General features: G+C 62.0%; 21 protein-coding genes and 1 pseudogene. 9 read left to right on the top strand and 13 right to left on the bottom strand.

The features are described 5' to 3' along the window. Positions 1–15: 15 nt before the first annotated feature. The 6 genes from AC1D06_RS00110 to AC1D06_RS00085 form a co-directional block, all read right to left on the bottom strand. Positions 16–1,410 (bottom strand): LLM class flavin-dependent oxidoreductase, encoded by a 1,395-nt coding sequence (locus tag AC1D06_RS00110; RefSeq protein ID WP_477875183.1) that lies wholly within the window; start codon positions 1,408–1,410, stop codon positions 16–18. Positions 1,411–1,428: 18 nt separating this feature from the next. Further along, entirely contained in the window at positions 1,429–2,643 is a 1,215-nt protein-coding gene (locus AC1D06_RS00105; protein ID WP_477875181.1) for an SfnB family sulfur acquisition oxidoreductase, read from the bottom strand. A gap of 20 nt (positions 2,644–2,663) precedes the next feature. After that, positions 2,664–3,653: an ABC transporter permease gene (locus AC1D06_RS00100; RefSeq protein WP_477984084.1), complete on the bottom strand. Its 990-nt coding sequence runs from the start codon at positions 3,651–3,653 to the stop codon at positions 2,664–2,666. Beyond that, positions 3,653–4,681, bottom strand: a complete 1,029-nt coding sequence (locus AC1D06_RS00095) for an ABC transporter permease (protein ID WP_477875177.1) — start codon at positions 4,679–4,681, stop codon at positions 3,653–3,655. The genes AC1D06_RS00100 and AC1D06_RS00095 overlap by 1 nt, the downstream gene beginning before the upstream one ends. Further along, positions 4,671–6,221, bottom strand: a complete 1,551-nt coding sequence (locus AC1D06_RS00090) for a sugar ABC transporter ATP-binding protein (protein WP_477984671.1) — start codon at positions 6,219–6,221, stop codon at positions 4,671–4,673. The genes AC1D06_RS00095 and AC1D06_RS00090 overlap by 11 nt, the downstream gene beginning before the upstream one ends. A 78-nt stretch (positions 6,222–6,299) precedes the next feature. After that, the gene (locus AC1D06_RS00085; RefSeq protein WP_477875175.1) at positions 6,300–7,310 is read right to left on the bottom strand and encodes a sugar ABC transporter substrate-binding protein; all 1,011 of its coding nucleotides are present in this window, start codon (positions 7,308–7,310) and stop codon (positions 6,300–6,302) included. A 545-nt stretch (positions 7,311–7,855) separates the two neighbouring features. Between AC1D06_RS00085 and msuE the strand changes: the two genes are divergently transcribed. The 9 genes from msuE to ssuD all read left to right on the top strand — a co-directional run bounded on the left by msuE (position 7,856) and on the right by ssuD (position 18,031). Then, complete coding sequence (gene msuE / locus AC1D06_RS00080) at positions 7,856–8,434, top strand: FMN reductase (RefSeq protein ID WP_477875442.1); 579 nt, start codon at positions 7,856–7,858, stop codon at positions 8,432–8,434. A 33-nt stretch (positions 8,435–8,467) separates the two neighbouring features. Next, complete coding sequence (gene sfnG / locus AC1D06_RS00075; RefSeq protein ID WP_477875173.1) at positions 8,468–9,577, top strand: dimethylsulfone monooxygenase SfnG; 1,110 nt, start codon at positions 8,468–8,470, stop codon at positions 9,575–9,577. A 270-nt stretch (positions 9,578–9,847) separates the two neighbouring features. Next, positions 9,848–10,768: an ABC transporter ATP-binding protein gene (locus tag AC1D06_RS00070; RefSeq protein ID WP_477875171.1), complete on the top strand. Its 921-nt coding sequence runs from the start codon at positions 9,848–9,850 to the stop codon at positions 10,766–10,768. Continuing rightward, complete coding sequence (locus tag AC1D06_RS00065) at positions 10,768–11,667, top strand: branched-chain amino acid ABC transporter permease (protein WP_477875169.1); 900 nt, start codon at positions 10,768–10,770, stop codon at positions 11,665–11,667. Before AC1D06_RS00070 ends, AC1D06_RS00065 begins: the two co-directional genes overlap by 1 nt. Before the next feature lie 3 nt (positions 11,668–11,670). Beyond that, positions 11,671–12,726, top strand: coding sequence for a branched-chain amino acid ABC transporter permease (locus AC1D06_RS00060; RefSeq protein ID WP_477875167.1), 1,056 nt, complete (start codon positions 11,671–11,673; stop codon positions 12,724–12,726). Between the two features lie 82 nt (positions 12,727–12,808). Further along, positions 12,809–14,158, top strand: a complete 1,350-nt coding sequence (locus AC1D06_RS00055) for an ABC transporter substrate-binding protein (RefSeq protein WP_477875165.1) — start codon at positions 12,809–12,811, stop codon at positions 14,156–14,158. A 355-nt stretch (positions 14,159–14,513) separates the two neighbouring features. After that, positions 14,514–15,293 (top strand): ABC transporter ATP-binding protein, encoded by a 780-nt coding sequence (locus AC1D06_RS00050; RefSeq protein ID WP_477875163.1) that lies wholly within the window; start codon positions 14,514–14,516, stop codon positions 15,291–15,293. A 29-nt stretch (positions 15,294–15,322) separates the two neighbouring features. Continuing rightward, positions 15,323–16,570 carry an SfnB family sulfur acquisition oxidoreductase gene (locus AC1D06_RS00045; protein ID WP_477875161.1) on the top strand — a complete coding sequence of 416 codons (1,248 nt, stop codon included), beginning with the start codon at positions 15,323–15,325 and terminating at the stop codon, positions 16,568–16,570. A gap of 294 nt (positions 16,571–16,864) precedes the next feature. Continuing rightward, positions 16,865–18,031 (top strand): FMNH2-dependent alkanesulfonate monooxygenase, encoded by a 1,167-nt coding sequence (ssuD, locus tag AC1D06_RS00040; protein WP_477984082.1) that lies wholly within the window; start codon positions 16,865–16,867, stop codon positions 18,029–18,031. Positions 18,032–18,103: 72 nt separating this feature from the next. On the opposite strand, the gene scpB is transcribed toward ssuD, so the two are convergent. The 7 genes and pseudogenes from scpB to AC1D06_RS00005 all read right to left on the bottom strand — a co-directional run. After that, positions 18,104–18,805, bottom strand: coding sequence for an SMC-Scp complex subunit ScpB (scpB, locus tag AC1D06_RS00035; RefSeq protein WP_477984080.1), 702 nt, complete (start codon positions 18,803–18,805; stop codon positions 18,104–18,106). Further along, on the bottom strand, positions 18,805–19,755 hold the full coding sequence (locus tag AC1D06_RS00030; protein ID WP_477984078.1) for a DUF1403 family protein: 951 nt from the start codon (positions 19,753–19,755) through the stop codon (positions 18,805–18,807). The genes scpB and AC1D06_RS00030 overlap by 1 nt, the downstream gene beginning before the upstream one ends. A gap of 162 nt (positions 19,756–19,917) precedes the next feature. After that, positions 19,918–20,943 (bottom strand): zinc-dependent alcohol dehydrogenase family protein, encoded by a 1,026-nt coding sequence (locus tag AC1D06_RS00025; protein WP_477984076.1) that lies wholly within the window; start codon positions 20,941–20,943, stop codon positions 19,918–19,920. A gap of 211 nt (positions 20,944–21,154) precedes the next feature. After that, on the bottom strand, positions 21,155–22,009 hold the full coding sequence (locus tag AC1D06_RS00020) for a CheR family methyltransferase (protein WP_477984074.1): 855 nt from the start codon (positions 22,007–22,009) through the stop codon (positions 21,155–21,157). 24 nt (positions 22,010–22,033) lie between these two features. Beyond that, positions 22,034–22,522, bottom strand: a complete 489-nt coding sequence (locus AC1D06_RS00015) for a chemotaxis protein CheW (protein WP_477875151.1) — start codon at positions 22,520–22,522, stop codon at positions 22,034–22,036. Then, positions 22,519–24,303: a methyl-accepting chemotaxis protein gene (locus AC1D06_RS00010; RefSeq protein WP_477984072.1), complete on the bottom strand. Its 1,785-nt coding sequence runs from the start codon at positions 24,301–24,303 to the stop codon at positions 22,519–22,521. The genes AC1D06_RS00015 and AC1D06_RS00010 overlap by 4 nt, the downstream gene beginning before the upstream one ends. Before the next feature lie 71 nt (positions 24,304–24,374). Then, positions 24,375–24,519 (bottom strand): annotated as a pseudogene (locus tag AC1D06_RS00005) (chemotaxis protein CheW); the annotation flags it as partial.

The following is a 24,519-nucleotide window of genomic DNA, read 5'->3' as shown; positions in this document are numbered from 1 at the left end:
CTCCTCTGCGGAAGCCTACTCCGCCGCCCTCGCAGCACTCAGCCGCTCAATGTCGCGATAGGCCGCCCCCGGATGCGGCAATTCCAGTCGCGACCCTCTACCGAACAGCTTTTCGCGTAGCGTGCCAGGGCGATACTCGGTCTTGTAGACGCCGCGCTTCTGCAGTTCCGGCACCAGCATGTTGACCGTGTCCTCAAACGTTTCCGGCGTCACGGCATAAGCGAGATTGAAGCCGTCGACGTCCGTATCCTCGATCCATTCCTGCATTAGGTCGGCGACTGTCGAGGGTGAACCGACAAAGACCGGGCCGAAGCCGCCGATACCGACCCAGTCGGCCATTTCCCGCACCGTCCATTCCTTGGTCGGATCGATGGTGGTGAAGGTCTCGACGGCGGATTGCACCGCATTGGTATGGCGGTGGCGCAGCACCTCGTCCGGGGAAAACTGGCCGAAATCGATGCCGGTCCAACCCGAGATCAGCGTCAGGGCGCCTTCGTAGGAGACGTATTTGCGGTATTCGTCGAACTTGCGCTTGGCCTCGGCATCGGTCTCGCCGAGGATCACGGTCTGGAGGTTGAACGACAGGATGTCGCGCGGATTGCGGCCGATCTTCTCCGCCGCCTCGCGCACATTGGCGACGTAACGCTTCAGCACAGCCTTGGACGGAGCAGCGACGAAGATGCATTCGGCATGCGCGCCGGCAAAATCCTTGCCACGGCTCGAAGCGCCCGCCTGGTAGAGCACCGGCGTGCGCTGCGGCGACGGTTCCGACAAGTGAATGCCGGGCACGGTGTAATATTTGCCGGCGTGATTGATCGGATGGACCTTGGAGGGATGGGTGAAGATGCCGCTTTCGCGGTCGCGCACCACCGCGCCGTCTTCCCAGCTGCCTTCCCAGAGCTTGTAGCAGATGTCGAGATATTCCTCGGCGAGATCGTAGCGGTTGTCGTGCTGCGTCTGCCCGGCCTGGCCGATATTGAGCGCGCCGCTGTTGAGATAGGAGGTGACGATGTTCCAGCCGACGCGGCCCTTGGTGAGATGGTCGAGCGTCGAGATGCGCCGGGCAAATGTATAAGGATGCTCGAAGGACAACGACGCCGTCAGCCCGAAACCGAGATGCTCCGTCAAATAAGACATGGTCGGGATCAGCTGTAGCGGGTCGTTGACCGGCACCTGTGCCGAATGCTTGAGGGCAGCATTGGTGTTGCCGTTCAGCACGTCATAGACGCCGAGCACGTCGGCGATGAACAGGCCGTCGAATTTGCCACGTTCCAACGTCTGGGCGAGATTCACCCAATAGTCCATGTCCTTGTATTTCCACGACTGGTCGCGCGGATGCCGCCAGAGGCCGGGTGACTGGTGCCCGACACAATTCATGTCGAAGGCGTTCAGCCGGATTTCGCGGGTCATGTCATGCTCCTGGATTGATCAAAGCGCGCCGTTGCGCGGCGGGGTGACGCCGTTCAGCAGGTAATTGCCCACGACGTGAAATTTCCAGCGCACCGGGTCGTGCAGGGTATGCGTGCGGGCGTTGCGCCAGTGGCGGTCGAAATTGGCGCCCTGGCGGGCCGCCGAGGTGCCAGCCAGTTCGAACAGCGTGTTGGTCGCCTCGATGGCGACTTCGGTGGTCAGCACCTTGGCGCCGGCAACCGCGATGGTCGCGGCGACGACGTTGTCTTCCGTCGGATTGATCTGCGCCGTGTCGACCTTGTGGCCGGACTGTTCGAGCAGCGCCGCAGCCGCGTCGATGCGGATCGCCAGTTGGCCGATGCGGGAAATCGTCAGCGGATCGTCGGAGGCGCGTTCGATGCCGGCATCCATCCATGGCCGTGCCTTGGTCCTGACGAAATCGATCGTGTCCTTGAGCGCAGCGCGCGCAATGCCGAGATCGACGCCCGCATGGATGATCTGTCCAACCGAACCGATCGTGCCCGGCCGCTCAAAACCCTTGTGGTGATGGACGACGCAATCCGACGGCACATAGACATTTTCGATGATCGTCGTGCCGCTGCCGGTGGTCCGCTGGCCGATGCCGTCCCAGTCGTCGACGATCTCGATACCCTCGGTACCTTTCGGCACGAAGGACATGGTGAGATTACCATCCGGGTCATTGGCGAAAACGACGATCCAGTCGGCGAAGATGACACCGGTCGAATAGAATTTCTTGCCGTTGAGGCGGAAGCCGGCACCATCCGGCGTCAGCTTTGTATTGTATTGACCGACCGTCTTGGTGCCGACTTCGGACAAAGCATTGCCGAATTTGTCGCCGGCCAATGCGCGGCCGAAGAAGAATTTCTTCTGTTCCTCGCTGCCATCCAACCTCAGCGCCTCGAGGATATAGAAATGGTTCTGCGGGATCTGGCCGATCGAGCCATCGGCTTCCGACAGGATGGCGGTGACTTCGGCCAGGACCGAATTGGAGACATCGATGCCGCCATAGGCTTCCGGCACCGTGATCGCCAGCAGGCCGGAATGCGCCAGCGTCTCCATTTCCTTGAACGGCAGTTCACGATTGCGGTCGCGATCGGAAGCACCCTTGGCAAATTCGGCGGCGAGCGCCCGGGCGACGGCGAGCGCGTCGGTTTCGGTCTCGATATGGCTCGCGGGCGATACTTCCCTGTGGAATTGTGCGATGTTCGACATCTTTCACCTCCTGCCAGCGGTCAATGACCACTGGCCCTTTTGTTTGCGAAGCTGATGGCAAGCACGGCGAAGATCAGCACGCCGGTCCCGACCTGCTGCCAGTAAAAATTCAGGCCGCTGAGCAGCAGCCCGTTGGCGACGATGGCGAGCAGCAGCACGCCGAGCACCGTGCCCGCGATATTGGGCCGGCCATGCGGATTGAGTGTCGTGCCGATGAAGGTCGCGCCGATGGAATTGAGCAGAAAGGCATTGCCGGAATTGGGAATGTAGACCGTCACCGTCGAAGTCAGGATCAGGCCGGCAACCGCTGCAATCGCTGCAACGAGGATATACGTTACCGCCATATAGGCATTCAGCGAAATGCCGGAATAGCGCACGACCGGGGCCTGTATGCCGGCCGAGAGTATGACGCGCCCGAAACGCGTGCGGGTCAAAACCACCGAGGCTGCAATCCCAATGACCGCGGTGATCAGCAGCGGTGCAGGCAGCCCGGCGATCGTGCCGTGACCAAGAAAGTGGAAGCTCGCGGGGACGCCGGTTGGCGGCAGGTAGACGGGATTGCCGCCATTGGTGAGCAATTGCTGCACGCTACGACCGACGAACAGCGTGCCGAGCGTGGCCAGAAACGGCGTTACCCCAATGCCCGAGATCAGTACAGCGTTGAAGGCGCCGACCAGCACACCGGCGAGAATGCCGGCGATGAGCGCCAACGCCACCGGTAGTCCGCCCAGCACGAGCGAGACAAAGGCGAAACTGGCGAAATCGATCGCCGTGCCCACCGACAGGTCGATACCGCCGGCCGCGACCGCGAAGGTCATGGCGATCGAGACGATGGCGAGCAGGGTGAAGTTGTTGACCAGGATGCTTTCGAGATTGGCCAGGGTGAGAAAACTCGGTGCAGCGTTGGCGAAGATGGCCATGACCACGACGAGCGCTATCACCAAAGCGTAGCGGGCGACAAAGCGCAGGATGCCGGAAGGACGGGCGCGCAGCATCGTCGCGGCCGTCATCAGCGGCTCTCCCGCTTCAGAAGCGTCGTTGTCGAGACGACGAGCAGGATCAGCAGACCCTGTACGCCGCTGACCAGCGTGCTGGAAATATTGAGCAGTTGAAAGCCGTTGAGCAGGACACCGACGAACAGGGCCGACAGCAAGGTACCGGTGATGGTGGGCACCAGACGCCGCGAGAAGACGCTGCCGAGCAGCGCGGTCACGACCACGGGCAACAGCATTTCGCCGGAACCCGTCGTGCTGCCGGACAGATAGGCAGCCGAGAGAATGCCGGCAAAGCCTCCGCAGAGGCCGGAGAGGATGAAGGCAAAGCCGCGATAGGCCTTCACCCGAATGCCCGCCGCGCGCGCCGCTTCCGGAAATTCGCCGACCGCATAGAGCCTGAGCCCGAAGGATGTGCGCTGGATCACGGCGACCATCAGTGCCGTGAAGGCGATGAGAACATAGGCCAGCACCGGAACCCCGAACGGACCGGTCGCCGACAGCGTGGTCAGGAAGTCAGTCGACGCCGGGATAACGGTATTCTGCGTCAGCACGAGCTCCAGCCCGGCGACGACGTTCATCACGGCCAGCGTCGCCAGCAGTGGCACAATGCCGGCAAGCACGACAGCCAGTGCATTGACGACACCGATGGCGAGCCCGGTGCCGAGGGCTGCGAGCACCGCCGTGCTGTCGCTATATCCTGCATGGGCTAGAGTTGCATAGACGGCGGCGGAAAGGCCCATATTGGCCGCCAGTGACAGGTCTATGCCGCCGGTAACGACATTGGAACCACCCGCGATGATGACGATGGTGAGACCAATCGCCAGCACGCCCGCGATTGCCGATTGGCCAAGGATGTTGCCGATGTTGAACAGCGTCAGGAAATAGGGTGCCGTGAGCGAGAAGATCAGCAGGATCAGAGCGAAGGCGATCAGCGCGCCATAGCGAAGCGCCGCGGAAGCGAACTGACGACCCGAAAGCGTGCTGGTCCGGCTTGCCTTCCGGGCGACGATGAAGGTGGAGTCGTAATGGGAATCAACCGACATTGCGCAGAACCTCCGTTGAGCCGGTTGCCTCGGCGAGGATTTCGGCTGGCGTGGTGTTGGATGTGATGAATTCGCGGGCGATCCGGCCGCGGAACATGACCAGGACGCGGTCGGTGATGCCGGCCAGTTCATCGAGGTCCGAGGAGAGCACGATGACACCGGCGCCTCGGCTGGCCAGCTCGCCGATCAGCGCATAGATTTCGACCTTGGCGGCAATGTCGACACCCACGGTCGGTTCATCGAGCAGATAGATCTCCGAATGCTGGCTCAGCCACTTGGCGATCGCAACCTTCTGCTGATTGCCGCCCGACAACGAGCGAACGAGCGCACTGGCACCCGCCGTCTTGATCTGCAGCCGTGCGATAAGGCTATCCGCCTCCCGCGCCTCCTCCCGTCGGTTGAGGAATCCGCGTTTGACGAAGCGGGAGAGGCTGGCAAGCGTGGAATTTTCCGCCACGCTCAGATCAAGCGCCACGCCATGGCCGCGGCGGTCCTCCGGCACCAGCGCCAGCTTGCGGCTGGCGGCCTGCGAGGGGGTGGCGGTCCAGACCGTCTGGCCATTGACCTCGACACGACCCGAAGCGGCTGTTTCCAACCCGAAGAGCGTCCGGACCAGCTCCTTGGCGCCGGAGCCGAGCAGGCCGGTCAGCCCAAGAATTTCGCCCTTGCGTAGCGACAGGCTGATATCACTGTATTTCCCCGGCGCCGTCAGGCCCTGCACCTGCAGCAGCGTGTCGCCGAGTTCGACTTCCCGCTTCGGATAGAGGTCCTTGATGTCGCGGTTGACCATCAGCGCGCCGATCGCTTTAGCCGACGTTTCGGCGAGCGGCAGGGCAGCAACCGTCCTGCCGTTGCGGAGCACGGTGACCGTGTCGCAGAGGTCTTCGATCTCGCTGAGATAGTGCGAGATGTAGATGATGGTAATGCCTTCGTCGCGCAGCCGGCGGATCAGCTTGAACAGGATATCGGCCTCACGCCGGACGAGCGCGGCTGTGGGCTCGTCGAACACCAGCACGTTCGGCTGTTCGAGCAGGGCGCGAGTGATCTGGATGATCTGCTTCTCGGCGGTGGTCAGCTCCGAGATCAGCGCCGTGCTGGGAATCCTGACGCCGAAATAGCGGGCGAGGATCGCCTCCGCCTGCCGCTGCATTTCGCCCCGGTCGACGAAGGGCGTGCCGGCAATGAGCGGCTCGCGGCCGAGGAACAGCGCCTCGCCAACAGTGAATGTCGGCACGAGCAGCCGATCCTGGTGGATGAACTGGATACCGAGCCGTTCGACCAGCCGCGGCGTCAGTCTGTCATAGGCCTCGCCATCGATCTCGATCGTGCCCTTGTCGGGCTGGTGGAGACCAGCAAGCAGCTTGATCAGCGTCGATTTGCCGGCGCCATTCTGCCCGACGAGACCATGCACCGTGCCGCGCTTGACCAGGAGCGAGGCGCCGTCGAGCGCCTTGGCGCCGCCGAAATGCTTGACGATGCCGCCGAGCCAGATGACCACGTCGCGTTCGGCGAGGTGAGGAGGTGCGCTTGACGACATGATCTTGCTCCTGCGTTTGGGAATTGCGGGGCGCGGACCAGCCCGGCAGGACATCCGGGCTGGCCCACAAGCAACGGCGCGTCAGCCGATGCCGAGCTTCTTCGAGACATCGCCGACATTCTGCTTGTTGGCGAGCAGCGCCGGCACATAGGTTTCGCGCGGCAGTTTTTCGCCGGCAAGCAGGCGGGCAGCGTTGCGGACGGCCGTGCGGCCGATCTCGGCCGGCTGCTGCGCGGCATCGGCGCCGGCCGGCGAGTTCGGATCGGCGACGAGCTGCAGCACTTCCGGGCTGCCGTCGACGCCATAGGTCCGGATCTCCGTGCGGCCTGCTGCGGCCAGTGCCTGGGTCGCGCCAAGCTGCGGAATGTCCCAGGCCGACCAGATCGCCTTGATCGACCCCTTGTCCGGATATTTGTTGAGGATAGCCGTGATCTGGGTGAATGCGTCCTGCACAGTGTTCGGGATCACGTCGCGCAATTCCGGCTTCAGGATTTCGATCTTGGGGAAATACTTGGTCACATTGACGAGCTGGTCATAGCGGATAGCGCAGGGCGTCACGCCATAGAAGCCGTTGAAGACCACGATCTTGCCTTCGCCGCCGATGTCGCTGACCAGTTGCAGCGCCAGATCCTTGCCGATGCCCCAGTTGTCGGACGTGGAATTGTTGATCGAATTGGTCGAGCCGACGTCGACAGTCAGCACCGGGATGCCGGCGTCGCGTGCCTTCTTCAGCCATGGGTCGATCACCGAAAGCGTGCCGAGGGTCTGGATGATCGCATCCGGCTTCTGGGCAATCAGCGTCTGCAGCTGAGATACCAGCTTGGCGTCGTTGCGCTGGCCGTCGACGGCGATAGGCTCTCCGCCAAGCGCTTTCACTTCGGCGATCTGCGCGTTGTAAGCCTGAAGATCGAAATAGTGATCCGTGCCGGTAGCGCTGATGCCGATCCGCTTGCCTTTCAAGGACAGCGCACCGGCGGCTCGCGCAGCGGTAGCGCCGAGCAGCGTCGCACCTGCTGTCGCCGCACCGACAGCCGCCGATATCTTCAGCATGTCGCGGCGATTGAGGGTCGAAAATGAAAACCGGTCGCTCATAGAAATCTCCATTCTTATTCAGTGGACGATGATGACCTGGCAGCACCCAGCGGCGGCCGCGGCTCACCTGTTTCCCTGCCGGACCACTCAAACCGTCTCGGCCGTCAGCCACATGCATGGCGCGCTATGCCGAATGAGACGCAGCTACGGATCGGATCGGGGCGCCCGCCGCAGCGTGGCGCGTTTCCAAAAAACTAGCTTTAAAATCTATATTGTCAATCAAAATTATAGAAAATATCGGAGGCTTAGCGGCACGGCATTTTTGCAAGCCGGCGGGCCGACCGCAAATCTCGCAATATGCCGCTGCCATCGCGGACTGGTGATGACATGCAGTGCAGAAAACCCTGCAACTGACGCGTTTGCACCGGGCGTAGCTGAAACCTCGCTGACAATAATTCCGCACTTTTTGCGGAACCATCGCCGTTTCAGGAAAAATATTTCAGTCTTCTCCCTTTCGTGAAAAATTCCTGCTTTACTCTTAGTCTATATAAATTATGGATTAAGTTAGTTTAATGACACGGTGCAGGAACCGGAAAATGCGAGAACTGAAAATTGTGGGCATATCGGGCAATGTCAGGACGCCGTCACGTACGGCTTCGCTCGTCGAGGCGATCCTTGCTTCGATCGAGAGCCGGCTCAGCGTCCAGACCCGCAAGATCGACCTGGTCGATGCCGCCCCGATCCTGTTTCGCGCCCTTCGCTCCGACCAGCTCGATGATGCCGGCCGCGAACTGGTGCAGGCCGTTGAGACCGCCGACGTGCTGGTGGTCGGATCGCCCGTTTACCGCGCTTCGTATTCCGGCGCGCTCAAGCACCTTTTCGATCTCGTGCATTTCGAATCGCTGATCGGCAAGCCAGTCATCCTTGCGGCGACCGGCGGCACGCCGATGCATGGCTTGATGACCGAGCATCAGCTGCGGCCGCTGTTTGGCTTCTTCAAGGCTCTGACGCTGCCAACCGCCGTCTATGCGCTGGAAAGCGATTTCGACGCCTATTCAGTCCGCAATCCCGAAATCACCAAACGCATCGATGCTGCCGTGCGCGAACTCGGCGCGCTCTTTCCTGCCGTTTCCGAACTTGCATTGCAGACCGATGCGGCCGAGCGGCCGCGCCTTCGTGCCTGACCAAAACCTCTCATAGTGTGGATGGAGAAACCAATGTCCCAGCTCAAAAAAGACCCTTTGAAATTCGCCTACTGGGTGCCGAACGTCTCCGGCGGCCTGGTGATCAGCTCGATCGAGCAGCGGACCAGCTGGGATATCGACTATAACCGCAAGCTCGCGCAGATCGCCGAACACTCCGGCTTCGATTACGCGCTGAGCCAGATTCGCTTTACTGCCGGCTATGGCGCCGACAACCAGCATGAATCGGTATCGTTCAGCCATGCGCTGCTCGCTGCCACTGAACGCCTGCGGGTGATCGCCGCCGTCCTGCCGGGTCCGTGGAACCCCGCTTTGCTCGCCAAGCAGATCGCCACGATCAGCCATCTCACCAATGGCCGCGTCGACATCAACGTCGTTTCCGGCTGGTTCCGCGGCGAATTTGCCGCGATCGGCGAACCCTGGCTTGATCATGACGAACGCTATCGCCGTTCGGAGGAATTCATCCGTGCTGCGCGCGGCATCTGGACCGAGGACAGCTACAATCTGCGCGGCGATTTCTATCGCTTCACGGACTATTCGATGAAGCCGAAGCCGCTTGGCGGCATCCCGCAGGTGTTCCAGGGCGGCTCGTCCCGCGCCGCCCGCGACATGGCGGCCCGCGTCTCCGATTGGTACTTCACCAATGGCAATACGCCCGAGGGCCTGACCGCACAGGTGGACGACATCCGCGCCAAGGAAAAGCAGTTCGGCAAGAGCTGGCGCACGAAGATCGGCATCAACGCTTTCGGCATCGTTCGCTCGACCGAGAAGGAAGCCCAGGAAATACTGAAGGAAATCATCGACAAGGCGATCCCCGACGCGGTCAAGGGTTTCCACCACGAAGTCCAGAACGCCGGCAATTCCTCGCCGGAGCGCGAGGGCAACTGGGCCAAATCGACCTTCCAGGACCTGGTGCAGTACAATGACGGCTTCCGCTCCAACCTGATCGGCACGCCCGAACAGGTGGCGGAACGCGTCATCGGCCTGAAGCGCGCCGGCGCCGACCTGATCCTGCTCGGCTTCCTGCATTTCCAGGAAGAGGTCGAATATTTCGGCAAGCATGTGCTGCCGATCGTGCGCGAGCTCGAGGCGATCGAGGATCGGGCGCTGGAAGCCGCCGAGTAAGGCTGCGCTGCGGCCTGGGGCACCCCCCTCTGCCCTGCCGGGCATCTCCCCCTCAAGGGGGGAGATTGGATGGGGCACCAGCTCGCGCCTCTCTGCCGTCGCATCCCCTGCAACGCCTGTTTGGGGCGACGAGAGCGCCACGAGTCAATCTCCCCCCTTGAGGGGGAGATGTCCGGCAGGACAGAGGGGGGTAGCCCCGAGCACCCACGACAAAGGACGGCACCCACAGCGCCGCCCGCCAAACGAACGACAGCATGAACGGAGACCAGCATGCTGGATGCCCATTACACATTTTCCGCGCTCGACGGCACGGCGTCGCTCAGGGAATATCCTTCCCTGCCATTCCTGAACTCTTCCACCAAGGCGGAAGCCGGCAAGGTTCGAGAGGGCGTGCTCGCGGACCAGCCGGTGCTGGCGCTGGAAAATATCACCATTTCCTTCGGCGGCGTCACCGCCGTGTCAGGCGTGGACCTCGCCGTGCAACGGGGTGAAATCCGCGCCATCATCGGCCCGAACGGTGCCGGCAAGAGTTCGCTGATCAACATCATCAGCGGCATTTACCGCCCAGACAGCGGCCGTGTCTGGCTCAACGGCAGGAGCTATGCCCAGGTGCCGGCCCAGAAGGCCGCGCGGCTCGGCATTGCCCGCACCTTCCAAAATCTTGCTCTGTTCAAAGGCCTGACCGTTGTCGAAAACATCATGACCGGGCTTGCCTTCGCCCGCCGCTCAACCTTTATCGGCCAGGCGCTCGGCTCGCCGCGTGCCCGCCGTGAAGAGCGCGAAGCTCGCGATCGCGCCCGCAGTGTCGTCGAGTTCCTGCATCTGGAGCATGTCGCTGACCGACTGGCCGGATCGTTGCCCTATGGCCTGCAGAAGCGCGTCGAACTCGCCCGCGCGCTTGCCCCCAATCCCGAGATCTTGCTGCTCGACGAGCCGATGGCCGGCATGACCGCCACCGAGAAACAGGAAATGGCTGCTTACGTCCGCGCCGCCCAAGAGAGCTATGGCACGACGGTCATCCTCATCGAGCATGACATCGGCGTGGTTATGGGTCTCTCCGATCGCATAGCCGTGCTCGACTATGGCCGCAAGATCGCCGACGGCACTCCTGCCGAAGTGCGCGCCGACCGGGCGGTCATCGATGCCTATCTCGGTATTGTCAGCGAAAACGACGAAGGAGCTGGCATCTGATGGACGGCGGCTTCGACTATCTCTTCTTCCTCGAAGTGCTGACCGGCGGCCTGCTCTCTGGCGTGATGTATTCGCTCGTCGCCATCGGCTTCGTGCTGATCTACAAGACATCAGGCGTGCTGAATTTCGCCCAGGGCGCGCTGCTGCTGTTCGCTGCATTGACCTTCGTGTCGTTGGTCGAACGCGGCCTGCCCTTCTGGCTGGCGCTGGTCATCACTTTCCTCGTCATGGTGCTGATCGGCATCGCCATCGAGCGCACCGTGCTCAGGCCGCTGGTCAATAAGCCGCCGATCACCTTGTTCATGGCCACGCTCGGCCTCTCCTACGTGATCGAGGGTGCGGCTCAGCTTGTCTGGGGCACGCAGGTGCATGGACTCGATCTCGGCATCGAGGACGTCCCCTTCGAATTCCACGGCATCATGATCTCGACCTTCGACCTGTTCGCTGCCGGTGTTGCTGCGGTGATGGTCGCGGCTCTCACACTGTTCTTCCGCTATACCCGCGTCGGCTTGAGTTTTCGCGCCGTTGCCGACGATCAGTTCGCCGCCCTGGCCGTTGGTCTCAGATTGCCGCGCATCTGGGCCACGGTCTGGGCGACGTCCGGGCTGGTGGCGCTGGTCGCCGGCCTGCTCTGGGGCGCGCGGCTGGGCGTGCAGTTCTCGCTGTCGCTGGTCGTGCTCAAGGCGCTTCCAGTGCTGGTGCTGGGCGGCTTCGACTCGATTGCCGGCGCCATTGTCGGCGGGCTGCTGATCGGCGCCTCCGAAAAGCTCGCCGAAGTCTATATCGGCGATTATTTCGGTGGCGGCATCGAGGGCTGGTTCGCTTATGTCGTGGCGCTCGTCTTCCTGCTCATCCGCCCCTCCGGCCTGTTCGGCCAGAAGCTCGTGGAAAGGGTCTGACCGATGGCTGTCCTCACCGCATCGCAACCCTTGCAGGCTCAAGCCGCTAAGCTGCCGGGCTGGCTGCTGCCAGCCGTGGCCTTGGTCATCGCCTTCGCCGTCGTGCCGCTCGTCGGCCAGGGCTATCTGATCGAAGCGATTCTTCTGCCCTTCCTGGCGCTGTCGCTGGCGGGCGTCGGCCTGAACCTGCTCACCGGCTATGCCGGACAGGTATCGCTCGGCAGCGCTGCCTTCATGGCGGTGGGCGCCTTTGCCGCCTTCAACTTCAACCTCCGGATCGATGGCCTGCCAATCCTCGTCAGCATCGTGCTCGCCGGTGTCGTGGCGGCCGGAGTCGGCATCGTCTTCGGCCTGCCGAGTCTCCGGCTGCGCGGCTTCTATCTGGCCGTCTCGACCCTGGCCGCACAGTTCTTCGTGCAATGGGCACTGACCAAGTTCAACTGGTTTTCCAACAACAATCCGTCCGGCGTTATCGATGCGCCGAACCTCACCATTGCCGGCATCAATTTCGACAGCTCGACCGGCCGCTATTACTTCGCGCTCTCCATCGTCACGACGTTGACCTTCCTCGCCTGGCGCGTCGCCACCTCGCAGACCGGCCGCAATTTCATCGCCATCCGCGACAATGAGACGGCTGCTAAGATCATCGGCGTGCCGGTGCTCAGGACCAAGCTGCTCGCCTTTGCGCTGTCGTCCTTCATCATCGGCGTCGCCGGCGTCATCTGGGCGTTTACCTATCTGCGCACCGTCGAACCCGACGGCTTCGACCTCGACCGCTCGTTCCAGATCCTTTTCATCATCATTATCGGCGGGCTCGCCACCATCCGCGGCGCCTTCTTCGGCGCGGCGCTGATCGTGGTCTTCCCTGTGGTGATGTCGCGGGTCGGGCAATTCTTCCTCGGCGACCTCTTCGACTCCGGCGTGCTCGACATGAGCCAGCGGGTCGTGCTCGGCGCGCTGATCATCGTCTTCCTGATCCTCGAACCCGACGGCCTTGCCGCGCTGGGCAACCGGGTCCTCAGAGGGTTCCGTATCCGCAGACCGGAACAGCAAAGCTAAGCGGCAGGCATAAGCCGCTGGAGAATTCACCAATCCCAATCACAAGGCCGGCCAAAACCGGTCAACAGAAGGAGCATACCCAATGACAAGACTGACCAACACGCTGCGCGCAGCCGCAGCAGCCCTGACACTCACCTTCGCGGCCGGACTGACCACCGCCCACGCCGATGAGCAATATTTCCCGCTGCAGAGCTATCGCGTCGGCCCCTATGCCGCCGGCGGTACCGGCTTCTTCGGTGGCTTCATCGACTATATGAACTTGATCAACATCCGCGACGGCGGCGTCAACGGCGTCAAGCTGACCTGGGACGAGTGCGAGACCCAGTATGAAGTCGAGCGCGGCGTCGAATGCTACGAGCGCCAGAAGAGCCATCCGAATGCGGCGGCCTGGAACCCGCTCTCGGTCGGCATCGCCTATGCCATGATCGACCGCATTACCGCCGACAAGGTGCCGCTGATCACCGTCAACCATGGCCGCACCGACTCCACCGACGGCCGCGTCTTCCCCTACGTCTTCCCGCTGCTGCTGAACCCCTATTCGGAAACGTCGGGCATCATCAACTACCTCGCCACCAAGGAAGGCGGCCTCGACAAGCTCAAGGGCAAGAAGATCGTCGTGCTCTATCACGGCTCGCCCTACGGCAAGGAAACCATTCCGATCTATGAACTTCTCTCCAAGAAGTATGGCTTCAGCGTGCAACAGATCGAAGTGCCGCATCCCGGCAACGAGCAGCAGTCGCAATGGCTGACCATCCGCCGCGCTCGTCCGGATTGGGTCGTGCTGCGCGGCTGGGGCGTGATGAACCCGGTGGCGCTGAAGACCGCCCAGAAGGTCGGCTTCCCGGCAACCAAGATCGTCGGCAATGTCTGGTCGAATTCCGAGGAAGACGTGATCCCGGCCGGTCCGGCGGCCAAGGGCTATACCGCCATCACCACCCAGGCTTCGGGCGAACAGTACCCGATCGTCCAGGAGATCGTGAAGACGCTCTATGACAACGGCAAGGGCAACCTCGAGGACAAGAAGCGCATCGGCTCGGTCTACCACAACCTCGGCATCGTCAACGGCATCCTCAACGTCGAGGCCATCCGCACCGCCCAGGCTAAATTCGGCCATCGCACGCTGACCGGCGACGAAGTCCGCTGGGGCTTTGAACATCTCAAGCTCGACGATGCCAAGGTTGCCGCCCTCGGCGCCAAGGACCTGTTCCACTCGATCGACGTCACCTGGGACAATCATGAAGGCGACGGCTACGTGACCTTCCAGCAATGGGACGGCAAGAAGTGGAACGTCGTCTCGCCCTGGATCGCGCCGGACTGGAAGCTGCTGCGCCCGATCATCGAAAAGTCGGCCGAAGCCTATGCCAAGGAAAAGGGCATCAAGCTGCGCACCGCCGAGGATGCGGAGAAGACGACGGCTACGACGACGAACTGAGGATCTGGTCGACACCCCTCACCAAGCGCGCCCAAGCACTCGACCTTTGGTCTCGCGCGGGCTTGCTATCCTCTCCCGCAAGGGGAGAGGCAAGGTGCCACAATTGTCGGCCTCGCTTGGGGCAGGACGATGCCGCGACTTTTCCTCGCCCCTTGCGGGAGAGGATACGAAGGCCGGGTGAGCACTTGCGAACCCTCGGCCGAAGTTGGTGAGGGGTGAAAACCCCCGACTTCCTGAAACTGGGTGCCGGAATATCCGGCATCCTCACTCCATGGCCGCAAGGCCTAGGCATGCGGGGTCCCGTCACCCACACACTCGCGCCTCCGCATGCCACTTATTCTTCACGAGGTACTTGATGGGCGAAGAACAGATCATCCTCGAAGTCCGCAATGTCCATGCCACCTATGCGCAGACGATCCAGGCGCTCAGCGGCGTGAGCCTGACGCTCCGCAAAGGCGGGATCCTGGCTTTGCTCGGCTCGAACGGCGCCGGCAAGACCACGACGTTGAAAGCGGTCTCCAACCTGCTGCCCGCCGAGCGCGGCCAGGTGACGACGGGCGAAATCCTGTTCGAGGGGCAAAATGTGCTGTCGCAAAGCCCCGCCCGGCTGGTCCGCTCCGGCCTCGTCCAGGTGCTCGAGGGCCGGCACTGCTTCAAGGGCCTGACCGTCGAGGAAAATCTCATCTCCGGCGGCCTCGGCCGCGGCTCATCCCGGCGCGAGATCGCCGAGGACCTCGAACGCATCTATGTCACATTCCCCCGTCTCAAAGAGAAGCGCCGGACATCCTCCGGCCTCACCTCCGGCGGTGAGCAGCAGATGACGGCGATCGGCCGGGCGCTGATGTCGCGGCCGCGGCTGCTCGTGCTCGACGAACCGTCGATGGGGCTGGCGCCGCTGATCATCGAGAGTATTTTTCAATCGCTGAAGGCGCTCAACCGCGAGGCCGGGCTTTCGATCCTGGTCGCCGAGCAGAATTCGACCGTAGCGCTCAAATATGCCGACGAGGCCGTGGTGATCGAAAACGGCATTTCTGTCCTCTCCGGCACCGCGGCGGAACTGCGCGGCCGCGACGACATCAAGGCTTTCTATCTCGGCGAAGGTGCCACCTTCACCGCCGACAGGCCGGCTGCCTGACACCATCAGTTCATCAAGGGAGAAACCACATGAACGTGATCGCAAAGACGGACGAGACCAAACTGGTCGGCGTGCCCGCCGTGGCGCGGCCCGCAGAGCCAGCACACATCATCAAGGACGACGCCGAGGCGATCGCCGTGGCCCACAAGCTCGCCGCCGAATTCGTCAAGGGTTCGGCCGAGCGCGACCGCGAGCGCATCTGGCCGGTCGCCGAACTCGACGCTTTCTCGCAGAGCGGCCTCTGGTCGATCAACGTGCCGAAGGAATTCGGCGGACCGGAAGTCTCCTATGCGACGCTTGCCAAGGTGGTCGAGATCATTTCCGAGGCCGATTCCTCGATCGGCCAGATCTCGCAGAACCATCTCGGCGTGGTGGCGGCAATCCGCACCGTGTCCGACAAGGCACAGCAGAAGCTGCTGTTCGGCGAAATCCTCAAGGGCACCCGCTTCGGCAATGCCTTCTCCGAATTCGGCTCCAAGCGCGCCGTCGATTTCGAGACCAAGTTCACCGATCACGGCGACCATGTCGTTGTCAAAGGCCGGAAATTCTACTCCTCCGGCGCGCTTTTGGCGCACAAGGTGCCGATCGTGGCGCTCGATGACGAAGGTCGCGCCTGGTATGCGATCGCCGACCGCAATGCGCCGGGCCTGACCGTCATCGACGACTGGTCGAGCTTCGGCCAACGCACCACGCTCTCCGGCACGGTCATCCTCGACGACGTCAAGGTCGACAAGGCCTGGGTCGTCCCCGGCTACAAGGGCTATGACAAGCCGACGGCCGATGGCGCCATCTTCCAGATCATCCAGGTGGCCGTCGACACCGGCATCGCCTCGGCCGCCATCAAGGAGACGATCAATTTCGTCCGCACCAAGTCGCGCGCCTGGGTCGACAGCGGCGTCGACAATGCCTGGGACGATCCCTACACGATCCAGGCTGTCGGCACGCTGAGCCTCAGGCTGCATGCGGCGCAGGCTTTGTTGGAAAAAGCAGGCTACGCGATCGACCGGGCTGTCGCCAATCCGACCGCCGAGACCGTTGCCGAAGCGCAGATCATCACGGCGGAATCGAAGATCCTGTCGACCGAGATCGCCATCGAAGCCACCAACAAGCTGTTCGAACTGGCCGGTACCCGTTCGACGCTGGCAGAGCACAATCTCGATCGCCACTGGCGCAATGCCCGGACGCACACGCTGCATGATCCTGTGCGTTGGAAATATTCGATCCTCGGCAAATATTACCTCAACGGCGAGAAGCCGCCATTGCACGCCTGGAGCTGACCGGAGCTTCGGCTTCGAGGCATTCCCGTTGAAGACGGGAATGCCTCCTGTCATATTTGTTGTTCCAACCATGAGACGGTTCGCAGAGCTGGTTTTTGGTGAGATGTGCCCGCTTTTAATCCGCCTGCGTCTTTTGGAATCAGGTTCCTGAAATCGCCCTCCGCTGAAAAATTGATCCGCAAAACGCCCGATTTTTGTGACGATATAATATCGATAAAAATACTAGAATATATCAATATAGCCTGAAAGAGTGCCCGAAGGCCCGACCGTCCAGTGAAAGTAAAGGATCACGCCATGTCATCGCAAAAGCCCCTCGATTTTCTGTGGTTCATCCCGACCTCGGGCGACGGCGCCTATCTCGGCTCGAACGAACTGGCGCGGCCGACCGATCCGGCTTACCTGAAAGAGATCGCGGTCGCTGCCGATCGGCTTGGATATTCGGGCGTGCTGATCCCCACCGGCGTCGCCTGCGAAGAATCCTTCATCGTCGCCGCAGCACTGGCGCCGGTGACGGAAAAGCTGAAATTCCTGGTGGCGGTGCGGCCCGGCGTGGCGTCCCCCGCTTATTACGCAAGGCTCGCCTCGTCGCTGGACCGGTTCTCGCATGGCCGGCTGTTGCTCAATGTCGTCGTCGGCGGCAGCGCTCAGGAACTCGCCGGCGACGGCATCTTCCTGCCGCATGACGAGCGCTATGCGCATGCGGAAGAATTCTTCAAGGTCTTCAACGAACTCCTGGCGCAGGGACATTCGACGCTCGACGGCAAGTATATCAAGGCGACGAATGCGCAACTCGGCCTGCCGCCGGTGCAGGCGCCGCGGCCGCCCCTCTATTTCGGCGGCTCTTCCGACTCGGCCATCGATTTCGCCGCCGAGCACATGGACAAATATCTGACCTGGGGCGAGACCCCGGCCCAGGTCGGCGAAAAGATCGAAACCGTGCGCAAAGCCGCTGCCAAGCGCGGCCGCAAAGTCTCCTTCGGCATCCGTCTGCATTTCATCGTGCGCGAGACCGACGATGAAGCGTGGGAAGCCGCGGAGCGCCTGATCTCCAAGCTCTCCGAGGATACGATCGAGGCCGCGCGTGAACGCTTCACCAAGCAGAACGATTCCGTCGGCCAGACGCGGATGTGGGAACTGCATGGCGGCCGGCGCGACAAGCTCGAAGTCTCGCCCAATCTTTGGGCCGGCATCGGCCTGGTCCGCTCGGGCGCCGGAACTGCGCTGGTCGGCTCAGCAAAGACGGTTGCCGCCCGGCTGCGCGAATACCAGGACCTCGGCATCGAAACCGTGATCGCCTCGGGCTATCCGCATCTCGAAGAAGCCTATCGCGTCGCCGAACTGCTTTTCCCTGAGATCGGTCTCGGCGTGCCGCACCATCGTCTGCCGACATCCTTCGGCCAGTCGCAGGTTTTTGGCGGCGGCGGCCATGGCGGCAATCTGCGCGTCGTTTCGGGCTCGTAACCGGCATAAGCCGGCCCAACTGCGGAGAGCCATCGGGACATAGGCACGATGTCTCTTCCAGACTCCTTTGTTTCACTCCTTCGCGTGGTCGTCTTCCGTTTCGGCGAATATGTCCGGAACGCCATCGGCCACCGCATCTTCCCGACTGACCAATCCGGCATCTTCCAGCCTCTCGACATCAGGCAGATCGCTCAGGGTTTCCAGGCCGAATGCCGTGAGAAACCGCTTTGTCGTCACATAGCTGTAAGGCGCACCGGGTGTGGGGCTGCGCGGTCCCGAAGCAATCAAGCCGGCATCGCGCAGGCCGGCAACGGTGTCGCGGCTGATCTCGCGTCCGAACAGTTTTGACAATTCGCTGCGGGTGATCGGTTGCCAATAGGCGATCGCCGCCAGAATTGCGGCTTCGGTTTCGGACAGCGACGGAGCGGCGCCGCGCATCGGCGCCAGCGCAGCACGGATTGCCGGGGCATAGGCACTGCGGCTGCGATGCTGCCAGCCGCCGGCGACCACGACGATATCGTAGGGACGGGAACGAAGCTCCTCGCGCAGGTCGTCGATCAACAGATCGATGCTGCAATCCTTGCCGACCACCCGCGCCAGCGTCTCGCGGCTGACCGGCTCGCTCGCCGCAAAAATCACTGCCTCGGCCCGCAGCATCCATTCGCGCCAGCGCAGTTGCGGCGGCAGGTCTGCCAGTTCCCTGTCGAACAACACGTCATGCCGTGGCGCTCTCGCCGTCTGCTGCCTCCTTGCTGTGCCCGATCCGTTCGCCATCATAACCCAAAAATCCGGAATGACGTGCGGCCGGATAGCTCCCGCACCGCGCCAAAGCTCTCCAGCCGCTCGAACAGCCGGGTGGCAGCCCAGCGCGACAGATTGCCGCCAGGCGCCGAGGCCGGCAAGGCGTCCGCGTCGAGCAGTCTGCGGACGACCGCTTCAGCGCCCCTGCTGCGTAGCTTGGGTGCCGCTGCCTGCAGCTTTGCGGCGCGGCGATCGATCTCCCCGGCGCGCCGAAGTGCGTGAGCGGCGGCATCGGCCAGAGCCAGGCATATCGCCCGGCCGAACGCCGCCTGCCCCGGCTGCAGGCGCCCTCGCCCGCCGGTCGTCCGAAACGCCGCCCCATAACGTTCGGACATCAGCAGCGGTAGGCCACAATCCCAGCCCAGTTTTTCGGCCAGCAGCCGGTCGGCCAGCCACCAGGCCAAAATTTCGGCATCAGGCCGTATGGCGCAGACATTTGCGACCAAATCGGCGACCGCAAACGGAATGATGCGACGCGTTTGCAGGGCAGCGTCAAGACAGTCCGCAATTTCGTCCAGCCTCTCGCCGCCCAAGCCCATCAGGCCGGCCAGATCTTGCAGAACCTTGCTGCCGACCGCGCGCCGCTTCTCGCCCAGCTTTTGGAACGCCCAGACCATGCGTCCGGCCGGGCCTGGATCGTCACCTTGTGCCGTCAGCAGCACGGCGTCGCGCAAGCTGCCTTCGTCCATGGCGCGGCCATTGAGCCGCACCGCGGCAATCGCGCATCCAAGCCCCTGCCGGGCTCGCAAGCAGCCACCCCATAGCGGGTCACTCCGGACAAGATCGTCCAGCGTTTTCAGGGCAATGCCGACGGCGAAGGCTGCGTCCGCCTCGCTTGCTTCATGACCGCGCGCAACCGCCCAGCCCGGCAGGCGGGGCGGCTCGCTCGGTGTCGACAAGGGCGCGGTTACAAGCAAGTCCATGCCGTGAAGGTAAACCGGATGTGCAGTTTATGCCAGTTGAAACTAAGAAAACCGCACATCCCCGATACCAATCGATGAGACTTGCTGTGGCCCGGCAAACGCCCGATCAGGCTTCATCTTCTACCTGAGACGACAGTGCAGACGCTGGTTGATATCAGGATATCAGAGGTTCGGAACGACCAATGCCCGAATTTCGCCGCTGGCTGCCGGGCCGGAGATTGCCTTGATCGCGTCATCAAACCCGATCGTACGGCTGACGAGCGGTTCGACGACGATCGCTCCGGATGCGATCAGCGCGGCAGCGCGTCCATGTGTGAACGGATTCACGAATGACGTCACAATCGCGACTTCGCGAAACAGCAGATCGAAAGGTTCGATCTCGACTTTCATACCACCCGGCAGAACGCCCAGAATGACAACCGTGCCGCCGCGACCCGTCAGACGCGGTGCCTGCTCGACTGTTTCCTTGAGCCCGGCGCATTCGAAGACGACATCCGCGCCACCCGGCAGAATTCCGTGATCGCCGGTGATCCGGTCGATGACGTTGCCGGTCGAAGGATCGATCGTGGCTGTCGCGCCCAAAGTTTCAGCCAGCCTTCGCTTGGACTCGCTGCGCGTGACGAGAATGACGCTGGTGGCACCTGCCAGCCGTGCCAGTTGGACCACAAGCAGTCCGATCACGCCGCCGCCAATGACGATCGCCGACGATCCGGCCTTCATATTGGCGAGATCGACGCCGTGCAGGCAGCAGGCGAGAGGCTCGCAAAACGCCCCGTGCAGCGGTTCAAGCGTCAAGGGCAGCGCGAAGGCCTGCTTTTCCGGAAGAATGACATATTCGGCGAACCCGCCATTGCGATGGATGCCGATCGCCTGGAGGTTGTGACAAAGGTTGACGCGGCCATGATGGCATGCCGGACAGCGCCCGCAGGCAATGTTCGGATCGCCCGTGACACGCATGCCGGCTTTGAAGGCGGTGACGCTACTGCCGACCGCCTCGACGATACCCGCAAACTCGTGGCCGATCGTCACCGGCGGCCTTGAAGGAAACTCGCCGAGAAAGAGATGCCGGTCGGTGCCGCAGATGCCGCATGCCTCGACACGAACCAGAAGTTCGTCCGCCCGCGGCACCGGCTTCTCCACCTCGCGCACAGACAGCTTCCCGATTGCCTCCAAGAACAACGCCTTCATGCACAACCTCCCTCGATCCGTTCGACTGGCTCTCTCAAACCGTGACCCGCACTGCTTAAGGCTGGCCAACAGCGGAGCGCTCATGCCCAGGAACTTCAAGCCCGACGTTATCGGCTGGCCGCTTACATCGCAATGCTGCTAATCCGGCGCCATTCTCTCATGCGCAGGTTTGGGACGGAGGCCTTGCTTGTCGGAAAGGGTTCGATACCGTTCAGAGCTTTTGAAAGACGGTATTGGCCACCGGCTTTAGCGGCAGATCGAGCCCACCGGCCGTTTCGGAATGGCCGATGAACAGGTAACCGCCAGGAGCCAGGCATTTGCAGAGACGCGTCAGAACCTCTGCCTGTGCCTCCTTGTCGAAATAGATAAGCACATTGCGGCAGAAGATGAGATGCATGGGTTCGCCGATCTCATAGCGCTCGTTCATGAGATTGAAGCGGGCGAAAGCGACCTTTGACCTGAGATCAGGGACGATGCGCACCTCCCGCCTGCGCTTGTCGACAGACCGCATCACATAGCGTTGACGAAGGTCTGCCGGGACCGGATCGACCATCTCGGCCGGATAGACACCCCGCCATGCGGTCCGCAGGACTTCGGTGCTGAGATCGGTCGCGAAGACCAGATAGTTGATACCGGAATGCCGCGCTGTAAATTCCTCCAGCACCATCGCCATCGTATAGGGCTCGGCGCCGGTGGAACAGGCCGCACTCCACGCGCGGATATTGCGCTGATCGCGACGCGCGAGATCGGGCAGAGCCTGATCTTTCATGAACGCGAAGTGGTTGGGCTCGCGGAAAAAATCCGTCTTGTTGGTGGTGACGGAGTCGATCAGATAGATCGCCTCCTTCTCCAGTCCGTCTTGTTTGAAAAGATAGTCGCAGTAGGAATCGAAGGTTTTGTGGCCGGTGACGCGCAGCCGCTTGCGCAGCCGGCCTTCGAGCATGGTCAGCTTGCTATGTGGCATCTTGATGCCGCTATAGTCGTAGATGAAACCGGCAAGACGATCGAAGTTCTTCCTGCTGATGCCGTCGTCCACGACGGAGAGGCTACGTGCGATGGCTGGCATAGTCGATGTCCTGAAATGCTTCGATCAAGCTGCGTCTTGGGAAATGGTGAGAGCGGCCTCGTCCTTGGTCAGTAGCCTGGCAAGGTCGATAATCAACACGAAGCTGGTTTCGCGACGGACGACGCCGGAAATATAGTCGGAATGCCATTTGACGCCGATATCCGGTGCGGCCTCGATCTGATCCTTGCTGAACGGCGTAACCTCGAACACCCGGTCCGCGACCAATCCGAGCGTCAAAATGCGTGCCTCGAGCGGAATATCGAGCACCAGGACCCGCGTATGGGGCGTTGGCACGGTGCGCTCGAGGCCAAGCTTGAGCCTCAGATCGATCATCGGCACTCCCTGCCCCCTCACATCGCGGAGGCCGAGAAAATAATCGGGGCCATTCGGGATCTTGAACGCCTCTTCATGATCGAGGATTTCACGCACGACCTCGACGGGAACAGCAAAGACTTCCTCGCCAAGGCTGAAAGTAACGAATTGCGCTGTGTGCGAGGAGGTTGCCATGGTCATGCGCTTTCCCTGAAATCGACGTCACCGTCATCCGGGCCGCCACGCTTGAAATCGAGAGCAAAGCCCTTCACCCGCGCCTGCTGTTGGGCGACGGCGTTGTGACCGGCAGGGGCACGAGCGGCAGTCGGGCGGGCCGGTTGTCCGCTCGCCTTAGCCGGCGTTGTAGTGGACGTTGTGTCGACCTTGAAGAAGGCGATCGAGGTCTGCAGTTCTTCCGACTGGGCGGCGAGCTCTTCCGAGGTGGCCGCCATCTCTTCGGAGGCCGAGGAGTTCTGCTGCGTCACCTTGTCGAGCTGCTGGATCGCCTCGTTGATCTGGCTGGCGCCGATATCCTGCTCGCGGCAGGCGGCAGTGATTTCCGAAACCAGTTCTGCCGTCTTGCGGATATCCGGCACCAGGCGCGAGAGCATCTCGCCGGCTTCCTGTGCGGCCTGGACCGTGTCGCCCGACATGGCGCTGATTTCCGCCGCGGCCGACTGGCTGCGCTCGGCAAGCTTGCGCACTTCCGACGCCACGACGGCAAAGCCCTTGCCATGCTCGCCGGCGCGGGCGGCTTCGACGGCAGCATTCAGTGCGAGCAGATCGGTCTGGCGGGCGATTTCCTGAACGATGGAGATCTTCTCCGCGATCGTGCGCATGGCGACGACGGCGCGATTGACGGCTTCGCCGGAGGTTTCCGCGTCCTTGGCGGATTGACGGGCGATCTTCTCCGTCTGGGCAGCGTTGTCGGCATTCTGCTTGATGTTGGCGGCCATCTGCTCCATCGAAGCCGAAGCTTCTTCAGCGGCGGCTGCCTGTTCGGTGGCGCCCTGCGACACCTGCTCGGAGGAGGCTGACAATTCCTGGCTGCCGGAAGAGACGTTGTGCGAGGCCGAGAGCGCATCAGCGACCACGCCGCGCAGGCGTTCGACCATGCTTTCCAGCGACTGCCCGAGCACGTCCTTTTCGGATAGCGCCTTCGGCGAGACCGTCAGGTCACCATTGGCGATCTTGTCGGCAATCTGCGCAGTGTTGCGGAGATTGCCCGTCATCACGTTGATCGTGTTGACCAGATCCTTGATCTCGTCATTGGTCTTGATCTCAACGTTCTGATTGAGATCGCCGATTGCCACTGCATTGGCCACGCTCATAAGCTTGCGCAAGCCGCTATTGATTCCGAGTGCGATCCAGACAGCAGCAATGACAGCAATAAGAGTGGCACCGATCACGACGCCGATCAGCGTGTTGCTGGTCGTCGCGTAAAGATCGTCGGTATCTTTGTCGGCTTTCGCCATAGCGGCGGTGTTGACTTCGACAAGCGTTTCGACCGATTTTTCCATCTCCGACATTATGGCGCGGATTTCGCCAGTGGAGAGGGCCACGGCACCCTGATGGTCGCCGCCCTGGATCAATTTCAGCAGATCCTGAGATTTATTATCGAAATCCGTCGTGCTTTTTACCAGCGCTTCCCAGGACGGCCTTCCCTTCTCTGTGGACATCGCCAGGCCTCGATGACCATAGTCGATCAGCACCTGCATCTTCTGTTCGGCTGTATTCATGGCATCGAGCGCCGTTTTCTGGTCGGTCGCCAGAAGCGCGTTCTTCTGGTAGCGAATGACCTCAAGCCGCGCGGCGTTGACCCGCAACGCATATTCCATGCGTTTGGCCGACCCTGAAATGACGTCGGAAACGGCGTTGTTCAACGTATTCAGTCCGCTGATGCCGTAAACAGCGCTTCCGATGAGGAGAAGGATAACAATGCCAAAAGCTATGGCGAGTTTTAACTTGATCGTGATGCGCATGATGAGGTCCTTCCTGAATCTTCCAACAGCAGCGGCGGCCGGCTGTTCCTTGATGAAATGTGGATGCTTGGTTAGGGTCTTGAGGACAGGTTGTGGCGTTGTGCGAAGATTGCATCCATGTTCGGTACGATGATGAAGTCGTTGCCGCGCTTGACGAGGCAATCGATGTAATCAGCCCGCCAGCGCATGCCGACGCTGGGCGGCGGCTCGCTTGCG

This window comes from Rhizobium sp. P2_G2 (genome assembly GCF_056403555.1).
Note: the sequence above shows the minus strand (reverse complement) of the source record. Positions and strands in the feature narration are given on the sequence as shown.

Bases quoted from the DNA above. Each gene is read 5' to 3' on its own strand.
- AC1D06_RS00110 (WP_477875183.1), bottom strand. From the start codon at position 1,410: ATGACCCGCGAAATCCGGCTGAACGCCTTCGACATGAATTGTGTCGGG.
- AC1D06_RS00105 (WP_477875181.1), bottom strand. From the start codon at position 2,643: ATGTCGAACATCGCACAATTCCACAGGGAAGTATCGCCCGCGAGCCAT.
- AC1D06_RS00100 (WP_477984084.1), bottom strand. From the start codon at position 3,653: ATGACGGCCGCGACGATGCTGCGCGCCCGTCCTTCCGGCATCCTGCGC.
- AC1D06_RS00095 (WP_477875177.1), bottom strand. From the start codon at position 4,681: ATGTCGGTTGATTCCCATTACGACTCCACCTTCATCGTCGCCCGGAAG.
- AC1D06_RS00085 (WP_477875175.1), bottom strand. From the start codon at position 7,310: ATGAGCGACCGGTTTTCATTTTCGACCCTCAATCGCCGCGACATGCTG.
- sfnG (WP_477875173.1), top strand. From the start codon at position 8,468: ATGTCCCAGCTCAAAAAAGACCCTTTGAAATTCGCCTACTGGGTGCCG.
- AC1D06_RS00070 (WP_477875171.1), top strand. From the start codon at position 9,848: ATGCTGGATGCCCATTACACATTTTCCGCGCTCGACGGCACGGCGTCG.
- AC1D06_RS00065 (WP_477875169.1), top strand. From the start codon at position 10,768: ATGGACGGCGGCTTCGACTATCTCTTCTTCCTCGAAGTGCTGACCGGC.
- AC1D06_RS00060 (WP_477875167.1), top strand. From the start codon at position 11,671: ATGGCTGTCCTCACCGCATCGCAACCCTTGCAGGCTCAAGCCGCTAAG.
- AC1D06_RS00055 (WP_477875165.1), top strand. From the start codon at position 12,809: ATGACAAGACTGACCAACACGCTGCGCGCAGCCGCAGCAGCCCTGACA.
- AC1D06_RS00050 (WP_477875163.1), top strand. From the start codon at position 14,514: ATGGGCGAAGAACAGATCATCCTCGAAGTCCGCAATGTCCATGCCACC.
- AC1D06_RS00045 (WP_477875161.1), top strand. From the start codon at position 15,323: ATGAACGTGATCGCAAAGACGGACGAGACCAAACTGGTCGGCGTGCCC.
- ssuD (WP_477984082.1), top strand. From the start codon at position 16,865: ATGTCATCGCAAAAGCCCCTCGATTTTCTGTGGTTCATCCCGACCTCG.
- scpB (WP_477984080.1), bottom strand. From the start codon at position 18,805: ATGGCGAACGGATCGGGCACAGCAAGGAGGCAGCAGACGGCGAGAGCG.
- AC1D06_RS00030 (WP_477984078.1), bottom strand. From the start codon at position 19,755: ATGGACTTGCTTGTAACCGCGCCCTTGTCGACACCGAGCGAGCCGCCC.
- AC1D06_RS00025 (WP_477984076.1), bottom strand. From the start codon at position 20,943: ATGAAGGCGTTGTTCTTGGAGGCAATCGGGAAGCTGTCTGTGCGCGAG.
- AC1D06_RS00020 (WP_477984074.1), bottom strand. From the start codon at position 22,009: ATGCCAGCCATCGCACGTAGCCTCTCCGTCGTGGACGACGGCATCAGC.
- AC1D06_RS00015 (WP_477875151.1), bottom strand. From the start codon at position 22,522: ATGACCATGGCAACCTCCTCGCACACAGCGCAATTCGTTACTTTCAGC.
- AC1D06_RS00010 (WP_477984072.1), bottom strand. From the start codon at position 24,303: ATGCGCATCACGATCAAGTTAAAACTCGCCATAGCTTTTGGCATTGTT.